At 73.2% G+C, this 9,200-nt stretch carries 9 protein-coding genes; 4 read left to right on the top strand and 5 right to left on the bottom strand.

All coding sequences use genetic code 11. The annotated features are described in order from the left end of the window. Window positions 1–193: hypothetical protein (locus BI06_RS52890; protein ID WP_206743639.1), on the top strand; the 193-nt coding region annotated here is incomplete at its 5' end. A gap of 134 nt (window positions 194–327) precedes the next feature. Here BI06_RS52890 and BI06_RS14555 read toward each other — a convergent pair. Then, entirely contained in the window at window positions 328–1,332 is a 1,005-nt protein-coding gene (locus tag BI06_RS14555; protein ID WP_030398092.1) for a stage II sporulation protein M, read from the bottom strand. A gap of 221 nt (window positions 1,333–1,553) precedes the next feature. On the opposite strand from BI06_RS14555, the gene BI06_RS14550 reads away from it, so the two are divergent. After that, window positions 1,554–2,513 carry an RDD family protein gene (locus BI06_RS14550; RefSeq protein ID WP_030398091.1) on the top strand — a complete coding sequence of 320 codons (960 nt, stop codon included), beginning with the start codon at window positions 1,554–1,556 and terminating at the stop codon, window positions 2,511–2,513. A 7-nt stretch (window positions 2,514–2,520) separates the two neighbouring features. Here BI06_RS14550 and BI06_RS14545 read toward each other — a convergent pair whose 3' ends face one another. Then, a complete protein-coding gene (locus BI06_RS14545; RefSeq protein WP_030398090.1) occupies window positions 2,521–3,171 on the bottom strand; it encodes a hypothetical protein in 651 nt (216 codons plus the stop codon). 131 nt (window positions 3,172–3,302) lie between these two features. Between BI06_RS14545 and BI06_RS14540 the strand changes: the two genes are divergently transcribed. Then, complete coding sequence (locus tag BI06_RS14540; protein ID WP_078880653.1) at window positions 3,303–3,899, top strand: SigE family RNA polymerase sigma factor; 597 nt, start codon at window positions 3,303–3,305, stop codon at window positions 3,897–3,899. Next, the gene (locus BI06_RS14535) at window positions 3,896–5,077 is read left to right on the top strand and encodes a hypothetical protein (protein WP_043468486.1); all 1,182 of its coding nucleotides are present in this window, start codon (window positions 3,896–3,898) and stop codon (window positions 5,075–5,077) included. The genes BI06_RS14540 and BI06_RS14535 overlap by 4 nt, the downstream gene beginning before the upstream one ends. Window positions 5,078–5,165: 88 nt before the next feature. Here BI06_RS14535 and ahcY read toward each other — a convergent pair whose 3' ends face one another. The 3 genes from ahcY to BI06_RS14520 all read right to left on the bottom strand — a co-directional run. Next, a complete protein-coding gene (ahcY, locus tag BI06_RS14530) occupies window positions 5,166–6,614 on the bottom strand; it encodes an adenosylhomocysteinase (RefSeq protein WP_030398087.1) in 1,449 nt (482 codons plus the stop codon). Window positions 6,615–6,934: 320 nt separating this feature from the next. Then, the gene (locus tag BI06_RS14525) at window positions 6,935–7,912 is read right to left on the bottom strand and encodes a cation diffusion facilitator family transporter (RefSeq protein WP_030398086.1); all 978 of its coding nucleotides are present in this window, start codon (window positions 7,910–7,912) and stop codon (window positions 6,935–6,937) included. Between the two features lie 108 nt (window positions 7,913–8,020). Next, a partial coding sequence (locus BI06_RS14520) for an SIS domain-containing protein (RefSeq protein WP_043468482.1) occupies window positions 8,021–9,200 on the bottom strand: 1,180 nt, incomplete at its 5' end.

The following is a 9,200-nucleotide window of genomic DNA, read 5'->3' as shown; positions in this document are numbered from 1 at the left end:
CGTGTTCCCAGCCTATCAGATCTTCGCGGCCGGTTTGACCGGCTTTCGTTTCTCCGAATTCCCGCTGGGGGGATTTCCTTCACTTCGCTCCGAAGCCTATCAAAGCTTTCGGTGTGCTCAGTTCCGGGATTTACCTCGTCGGAGAGGGCGTGCATTTGAGAAGCACACTCACCTCGACTCGGCGATGTCGTAGACATTAACGCCCGAGCCCGACTGTTGTCCAGTCCGTCCCAACCGTTCAAACCTACTAGCCCAGCCCGACCACGTCAATGGTTTTTCTGGGATGCGAGAAGAGTACCAGGTCAGGGGCCTGGTGATCACATCGACTCAGGCCGCGACAGGCTGGAGGTCCGCCCGGTCGGCCGCGTCGATGTCTCCGGTCTCGCCGGTCGCGGCGGCCTTTCGCCCCAACACCAGGGCATAGAACAGGAATGCGACCTCGGCGAGCGCGCCGATGGTGATCCGGGCCCAGGTCGGCAGGCCGGACGGCGTCACAAAGGCCTCCAGTACGCCGGACACCGCCAGTACCGTCGCCAGGCCGATTCCCATGCCGACGATCGAGCGGCCCTGTTCGGCGAGCGCGGTGGCCCGGCTGCGCGGGCCCGGGTCGACGATCGTCCAGCCCAGCCGCAGTCCCAGCCCGCCGGCGACGAAGACGGCGGTCAGCTCCAGCAGACCGTGCGGGATGAGCAGGCCGAGGAAGACGTCGAGGCGGCCGGCGGAGGCCATCAGCCCGACGCCGAGTCCGAGGTTGAGGACGTTGCTCCACAGCACCCACAGCACCGGGAGGCCGAGCACCACTCCGTAGAGCAGGCACTGCACGGCGATCCACGCGTTGTTCGTCCAGACCTGGGCGGCGAAGGAGCTCGCCGGGCGGTCGGAGTAATAGGCCTCGTAGGCGCCGCCGGGCCTGGTCATCTCCCGCAGCGCGTCCGGCGCGCCGAGGCTGTTGCGGACCTCCGGGTGGCCGGCCACCCACCAGGCGACCAGCGCCGTACCGACCAGCGAGAGCACCGCGACCGGGATCCACCAGTGGCGCGCCCGGTAGAGCGCGGCGGGGAAGCTGACCGTGTAGTAGCGGGCGACGTCCCGCCAGCCGCTCGTCCGGCTGCCGGTGACCGAGTCGCGGGCCCGCGAGACCAGCGTGGTGAGCCGGCCTTCGAGAGTCGGGTCGGGCGCGGCGGCCTGGACCTTGGCCAGATGGCCGGTGACCCGCTGGTAGAGGGCGACGAGTTCGTCCGCCTCCTCGCCGCTCGGACGCCGCTTCCTGGTGAGGGCGTCCAGCCGGGCCCACTCCCCCTGGTGGGTGGCGACGAAGACGTCCAGGTCCATGCGGCGGCTCCATGGTCGGCGCGGGACGCGCGATCGGGCGGGTGCGGGCAGGTGGGCCCAGCATGCCAGGGGGGAACGGCACCGCGGCGGCCGGGACCTCCCTTTCCGGGCGGCTCCGCGGCCCCGTATGTTGACGGGCAGCAGATCACGGGATCGTGGGGGCGGTCCGCCGGATTCCCCTCCCACGGGCCGCGTACCACCGACGGGAACGGACGGGTGTCTTGAGCGACCTGGTGACGGGCGAGGCGGTCGTCCTCGGCCTGCGCACGGCGAAGCTTCCGAGCCGGGGCCTGGCCGTCACGCTGGACCTCGCCGTGCAGCTCGTCGGCCTCGTGGTGACGACCCTGGTGCTGAGCCTGCTCGCACCGGATCTGGACAGCGCCGCGGTCGCCGCCGTGACGATCGGGCTGACCGTCCTCTTCCTGGTCGCGCTGCCGATCATGATCGAGACCCTCAGCCGTGGGCGTTCCCTGGGCAAGGCCGCGCTGGGGCTCCGGGTGGTGCGCAGCGACGGCGGCCCGGTGCGGTTCCGGCACTCGCTGGTGCGCGGTCTGGTCGGCTTCCTGGAGATCATCGTGCTGTTCGGCGTGCCGGCGGTGATCTGCTCGGTGGTGTCGTCCGAGGGGAAGCGGCTGGGGGACGTCTTCGCGGGGACGCTGGTGGTGCGCGAGCGGGTGCCCGGTGGCGGCGGAGCGGCGGCCGCGCTGCCGCCGGTGAACCCGCAGCTGCTGCAGGCGATCGGCGGCGAGCTGGTCGCGCTGGACCTCTCCGCCGTGCCGGAGCCGCTGTGGCTGGCCGTCCGGCAGTTCCTCGGGCGGATCGGCGACCTGGACCAGGCGGTCGCCCACCGGATGTCCGCCCGGCTCGCGGACGACCTGGCCGCCCGCACCGGCCACCCGGTGCCGTACGGGGTGCACCCGGCGGCGTACCTGGGCGCGGTCCTGACCGAGCGGCAGCGCCGCGAGTGGACCAGGGCGCAGGGGTACGCGTTCCAGCAGCAGGCCCAGGCCCAGGCCCACGGTCAGCAGTACGCCCCGCAGCAGTACGGTCCCCAGCAGCACGCCCCGCAGCCGACGGGGCCCGGGCAGCAGCACCACCCCGCGCCGCCGGCCGCCCCCAGCACGCCGCCCGCGCCGCCGAGCCCCCCGGCCGCCGGCACCGGCTTCGCCCCGCCCGCCTGAGCCGCGCCTACCCGAGGCCCTCCCCGTACCCGAACCCGGCCGGCCACGCGTTCGGCGGCGACTCCAGCTCCTCCAGCTCGATGCCCCCGGCGGCCAGCACCACGTCCCCCGCCAGGTGCACCACCTGCTGCTCCCCGGTCTCCAGGTCCGCCACCTGGTAGCGCTCGACGAGCAGCGGTCCCGAGTCCGTGTCGTGCGTGTCCACCCCCTCCAGCAGCCACCCCTGGTCGAAGGTGCGCGGCGCCAGCACCGGATCGGTGAACGCCACCAGCCGGACCCGCGCACTCGCCCCCTCCTGCAACCGGAGCATCCGCGCGGCGGCGACCAGGAACGCGGGCGAGCGTCCGGCGAAGCCGTGCGCCCGGTCGTGCCCCTCCACCGCCTGCTCCCCGGCCGGGTCCGCGGCGTCGGCCCGCACCCAGGCGACCCCGTCGACCGCCCCGCCCCTGACCTGCCAGCCGCCGGCCCGGAGTTCCATCCGCAGCGGGCGGGAGCGCGAGTCCAGGGTGAGGTCCACGGTGCCGAGCACCTGACCGTCCGGCGCGTAGGTCTTGGACACGTACCGCCAGCCGGCCGGGCCGGGCGCGCAGCTGAAGCGCTCCTCACCGAGCAGCACATGGTCGTGGACGTCGTGGAGCGAGTAGCGGCCGTTGGGCATGCCCGAAAGCCTACGTCCGGCCCGGGCCGGACCAGCGAACCGGCTCGAACGGACGTGCAACCTCTGCCGGACGCCCCGCATTAGGGAGGTGTGCGCCGCGACCGCGGCGCCGCGGAAGGGAGCATTCATCGATGGCGAAGCAGACCCGCGACGCCGAGTTCACGGAGTTCGTCGCGGCTCGGGCGCCGTGGCTCCGCAAGGTGGCCTACCTGCTCTGCGGTGACTGGCACCGGGCGGACGACCTGGTCCAGGAGTCGGTCACCAAGCTGTATGTGCGCTGGTCGCGGCTGTCCCGGCTGGAGAACCTGGACGGGTACGCCCGGACCGTCCTGGTGAACACCTTCCTCGCCGAGCAGCGCTCCCCCTGGGGGCGCTGGACCGCCCGCCGCCGTACCGGGGCGGTGCCCGAGCCGGCCGCCGCCGGCACCGACCTGGACCTGTCGGTCGATCTCCGGCGCGCACTGGCCGCCCTGCCGCCCCGGCAGCGGGCCACCGTGGTGCTGCGGCATTACTGCGACCTGACGGTGGAGCAGACCGCGGCGGCGCTGGGGTGCTCCACCGGCAATGTGAAGAGCCAGACCTCCCGGGGCCTCGACGCCCTGCGCCGGTCCCTCGACCAGCAGGACCTCCGGGACCGCACCGAGCACACCAGGCTCACGGCGCGCACCGACCTTCCCGAACTCCGAGACCTCCGGCCGGCCGTGCCGGTGGAAGGGGCAGCGAAATGAACGACCGCACCGACCTCACCGAGGACCGCCTCGCCGCCGAACTGGCCGCCGGCCTCACCGCGCTCGCCGACTCCCCCGCCCCGCTCGGCCGGACGGACACCGCCTGGGCGATCCGCCGGGGCCGGTCCCGGCTGCGCCGGCGCCGGCTCGGGGTGCTCGGCGCGGTGACGGCGGTCGCTGTGGGGGCCTCCGTCCTCGGCGCCACCCTGCCGGACCGGGACACCGCCGGCCCGCAGAAGGCCGCCACCGGCCCGGCCGCGCCGGACCCGGTGCTGCCTGCCCTCGGCCCGGACACCGGCCACGACCCGCTCACCATCGCGGCCGCTTTCGGCTGGCTGCCCGACGGCTTCGACGGGGCCAGCTACACCATCGGCTTCACCGGCGCGCCCACCCTGTTCAACGGCAAGGCCTACGGCCCTCCGCAGACCGGCCCGGACGCGCTGGCGATGAACCACCAGACGGTCTTCCTCTCGGCCTACGCGGCGGACCGGGCGCCGACCGTCGGGACCGACAACTTGGGCCGGCAGCAGTACCGGGTGGACGCCCGGCCGGTCAACGGCAGGCCCGCGTACTGGGTGGGCCGGGCTCCGGACGACCCGGCGGGTCCGAGCGGTGACTACACGCTCCGCTGGCAGGCGGCCGACGGGAACTGGATCGAACTGCACGGCACCTATCTGCGCGCCGACGACGACGTCCTCGACATGATGCTCAGAATCGCCGACAAGGTCACCACCGGCCGGCAGGCGGTTCGGCTGCCGTTCAAGGTCAAGGACATCCCCGCCGGCTTCACCCAGGACGGGGTCAGCCTCTACCTGGGCGCCTCGGCCGGCGACGGCTCCCCCTGGTCCGCGCACGTCAACTACCGGTCCGGGGACGACCAGATCAGCCTCGACGCCCGGCCCGCCGTCGGGCCCGTCCCCCCGTCGTCCCGGCCGGGGCTCCAGCTCCTGACCGCGCCCCCGGCGCCGAAGCCGGATACGACCCCGGAGGTGAGCAACACGCCGAGCACGGGGTCGCTGTCCGCCCAGCTGTGCACCGACACCCAGGGCGTGCGGATCTGCGCGACCGCCTGGAACGAGGCCGCCTTCACCGCGACCGGCGGTCTGAACGGCTGGCTGGACCGGCTCGTCCCGCTCGGCACCGACCGCTCCGCCTGGACCACCGAGGTCACCCCCTGACGACGCTCGGAGCCACGACGGCCCGGAACGCCGGTGGCCGGCGCCCCCGCGAGGGGACGCCGGCCACCGGTGTTCGCCTGTCACCGCATCAGTAGCGGTACTGCTCCGCCTTGTACGGGCCCTCGACCGGAACGCCGATGTAGTCGGCCTGGTCCTGGGACAGGACGGTGAGCTTCACGCCCAGCGCGTCGAGGTGCAGCCGGGCGACCTTCTCGTCCAGGTGCTTCGGCAGCACGTAGACGCCGATCGGGTACTGCTCGGTCTTCGTGAACAGCTCGATCTGGGCGATCGTCTGGTTGGCGAAGGAGTTGGACATCACGAACGACGGGTGGCCGGTCGCGTTGCCCAGGTTCAGCAGACGGCCCTCGGACAGCACGATGATGGTGCGGCCGTCCTCCTTGCGCCACTCGTGGACCTGCGGCTTGACCTCGGTCTTCACGACGCCCGGGAGCTTCGCGAGGCCGGCCATGTCGATCTCGTTGTCGAAGTGGCCGATGTTGCCGACGATGGCCTGGTGCTTCATCCGGGCCATGTGGGAGGCCATGATGATGTCCTTGTTGCCGGTCGTGGTGATGAAGATGTCGGCGGTCTCGACGACGTCGTCCAGCGTGGCGACCTGGTAGCCGTCCATCGCGGCCTGCAGCGCGCAGATCGGGTCGATCTCGGTGACGATGACCCGGGCGCCCTGGCCGCGCAGCGACTCGGCGCAGCCCTTGCCCACGTCGCCGTAGCCCGCGACGACGGCGACCTTGCCGCCGATCAGGACGTCGGTGGCGCGGTTGATGCCGTCGATCAGCGAGTGGCGGCAGCCGTACTTGTTGTCGAACTTCGACTTGGTGACCGAGTCGTTGACGTTGATCGCCGGGAACAGCAGCTTGCCGTCACGGTGCATCTCGTACAGGCGGTGGACACCGGTGGTGGTCTCCTCGGTGACGCCCTTGATGGTGGCGGCGACCTCGGTCCACTTGTTCGGGGTGTCCTTGAGGGTGCGGTTGAGCAGCTCCAGGATGATCCGGAACTCGTCGTTGTCCGCGGTGGACGGGTCCGGCGCGACACCGGCCTTCTCGAACTCGACGCCCTTGTGGATCAGCAGGGTGGCGTCGCCGCCGTCGTCCAGGATCATGTTCGGGGTCTGGCCGTTCGGCCAGGTCAGCGCCTTCTCCGTGCACCACCAGTACTCGTCCAGGGTCTCGCCCTTCCAGGCGAAGACCGGAACGCCCTGCGGGTTCTCCGGGGTGCCGTTCGGGCCGACGGCGATGGCCGCGGCGGCGTGGTCCTGGGTGGAGAAGATGTTGCAGGAGCACCAGCGGACCTCGGCACCGAGGGCGGTGAGGGTCTCGATGAGGACGGCGGTCTGCACGGTCATGTGCAGCGAGCCGGTGATCCGGGCGCCGGCCAGCGGCTGCGACTCGGCGTACTCGGCGCGGATCGTCATCAGGCCGGGCATCTCGTGCTCGGCGAGCTGGATCTCCTTGCGGCCGAACGGGGCCAGGGAAAGGTCGGCGACCTTGAAGTCACCGGTGATGTCGGTCGACATGCGTGTCTGCTCCTCGCTGAGGGGGTGGGGCGGGGCCAAGGTCCTGGGGTGCGTCACAACACGGCGGGCCGCAACGGTGTGCGGCGACGCCAGGGCCACCGGCCCGCGGCCGGGTCGGCGCGGTACGGCTGTCCTGTTGCTCGGCACAAACCGTCGGAGGACCTCTCTCCCTCGACCGGCACGCCCCCGTGGGGGGCGGGTCACCGATCGACCGCCATCAGCAGCGACGTTCTGGCTCTGGGGACGAATCTACACCGACGGCCCCGCCGAACGGCCCGGTACGGCCGTTTTTCGGCCTCCGGGCCGGGGCCCGCGCGGGCTCAGTGCGCCCCGCCGGGAACGGGTCCGCCGGGCGTGGCGTACGGGTCGTCACCCGCCGCCTCCTTCTCCGCGCTGTAGATGTCCGGCTCCAGGTAGATGACCCGGGCGATCGGCACCGCCCGCCGGATCCGGACCTCGGCGGCGTCGATCGCCGCGGCGACCTCGGGGGCCGTGGAGTCGGCCGGGACGGCGATCTTGGCGGCGACCAGCAGTTCCTCCGGGCCGAGGTGCAGGGTCCGCATGTGGATCACCCGGTCCACCGAGTCGTGGTCGACCAGCGCGTCCCGGATCTGCGCCACCACCTCGGGGTGTGCCGACTCGCCGAGCAGCAGCGACCTGGTCTCGACGGCCAGCACGAAGGCGATGACGACCAGCAGCACGCCGATGCACAGCGTGCCGACGCCGTCCCAGATCCCGTCCCCGGTGATCGCGGTCAGCCCCACGCCGAACAGCGCCAGCACCAGGCCGATCAGCGCGCCGGTGTCCTCCAGCAGTACGACCGGCAGCTCGGGCGCCTTGGCCCGGCGGATGTACGCCGGCCAGCCGTGCGTCCCCTTGTCCTTGACGGCCTCGCGGAACGCGGTGAGGAAGGACCAGCCCTCCAGCGCGATGGCGAGGACCAGCACACCCACCGGCCAGTACCAGTTGTCCAGCTCGTGCGGGTGGGCGATCTTCTCGTAGCCCTCGTAGACGGCGAACATGCCGCCGAGGCTGAACAGCACGATCGACACCAGGAACGCGTAGATGTACCGCTCGCGCCCGTAGCCGAACGGGTGCTCGGGGGTGGCCTCGCGCTGCGCCCGCTTGCCGCCGATCAGCAGCAGCACCTGGTTGCCGGAGTCGGCCACCGAGTGGACGCCCTCGGCGAGCATCGAGGAGGAGCCGGAAAAGGCGAACGCGACGAATTTGCTCACCGCGATGCCCAGGTTCGCGGCCAGCGCCGCGACCAGCGCCTTGGTACCGCCTTCGGTGCTCATTGCTCGGAAGGTCCCTCCGTCGGGGGCCGTCCGCGCGGCCCGTGACCGGTCGCCCGGTGGCCCGGTCGTCGTCGAGCGCATACGGTACCGGGCCGACCCGTCGGCGGCTCAGGACTGCGCGGCGAGCCCCAGGTAGACGGCGGCGAAGTCGGTGAGCGCGACCAGCTCGACCAGGGCGTGCAGCGGCTCGGGGCGACGGCTGGCGTACTCGGTCAGCCGGACGTCGTGGGCGGCCGCGAGCCGGTGCGCCCGGGTGACGCCGAAGCTGCGCGGGCGCGCGTCGTCGGCCGGGACCTCGGCCGGGCCGCCGTCCTCCTCTTCTCCCGACGCTCCCGGCGCTCCCGAAGCTCCCGGCGCTCCCCCGAAGCCCGGACCGGCGGCGGAGCCCGGACCGGCGGGCGCCTCCTCCGCGGTCTGCCGCAGCAGCAGGACCTGGAGGTGCAGCGGGTCCGGCTCCTCGACCCGGTCGCGGAAGAAGTCGTCCGGGTCGGCGCCGGCGCCGAGCTGGCCGGTGAACATGCCGCGGTGCGCGGTCAGCGCCTGCGGCAGCAGGCCCGCCAGGGCCGGGCGGCCGGCCCGCTCGGCGAGCTGGGCGGCGAACCGCCCGGCCGCGGCGCCGGCCACCGGGCCCTCCGCCCAGAGCAGCGGGACGGTCCCGGCCAGCCGGGCGGCCAGGCTCTTCGCCGGGTTGGTGTACGCGGCGGCGTCCGGACGGCAGCGGACGGCGGTGGCGTCCAGCAGGTCGGCGCTCGCCGCGAGCGCGTCGTAGGGCAGCGGGGTGACACCCAGCTTCTGGGTGAGCGCGAGCAGCGGGGCGAGGTGGGCCCAGAGCGCGGCCGGGTCCTCGGCGGGCAGGTCGGGCTCGGTGCCCCGGCCGCGTTCGCCGTCCTCGTCGGCGGGCGCGTCGGAGGTGTCGGCGGAGGGCACGAACGGCAGCGGCAGCGCCCGGACCTGCAAGGCGGCCTCGGCGAGCGGACTGCCCTCGGGGGCGGTGACCACGATCGCGCAGCCGCGCGCGTAGGCCTGCTCGGCGAGGGCGACCAGGCCGCGTTCGCCGCCGGCGGCGGAGCTGATCACCAGCAGGTCGAGCGGGCCCGCCCAGCCGGGGAGCTGCCAGGCCAGGCCGGCCGTGAAGACGGCCGGGGCGGTGGCGCGGTCGGCACGCGGTACGGGCGCGGCGTCCGTGGGCGGCAGCGGGGCGACCAGGCTCGCGGTGCCGGCCAGCGCGGCGAGCATCTCGCCGGCGGTCAGCGCGCTGCCGTGCCCGGCGACCAGGACGGCGCGCGGC

The organism is Kitasatospora sp. MBT66 (genome assembly GCF_000710405.2).
GTDB classification, from domain to species: Bacteria; Actinomycetota; Actinomycetes; order Streptomycetales; family Streptomycetaceae; genus Kitasatospora; species Kitasatospora purpeofusca.
This window is presented reverse-complemented; position numbering and strand designations above follow the sequence as displayed.

Coding starts and splice junctions, on each gene's coding strand:
- BI06_RS14525 (WP_030398086.1), bottom strand. CDS start 7,912: ATGAGCACCGAAGGCGGTACCAAGGCGCTGGTCGCGGCGCTGGCCGCG.
- BI06_RS14545 (WP_030398090.1), bottom strand. CDS start 3,171: ATGCCCAACGGCCGCTACTCGCTCCACGACGTCCACGACCATGTGCTG.
- BI06_RS14555 (WP_030398092.1), bottom strand. CDS start 1,332: ATGGACCTGGACGTCTTCGTCGCCACCCACCAGGGGGAGTGGGCCCGG.
- BI06_RS14540 (WP_078880653.1), top strand. CDS start 3,303: ATGGCGAAGCAGACCCGCGACGCCGAGTTCACGGAGTTCGTCGCGGCT.
- ahcY (WP_030398087.1), bottom strand. CDS start 6,614: ATGTCGACCGACATCACCGGTGACTTCAAGGTCGCCGACCTTTCCCTG.
- BI06_RS14535 (WP_043468486.1), top strand. CDS start 3,896: ATGAACGACCGCACCGACCTCACCGAGGACCGCCTCGCCGCCGAACTG.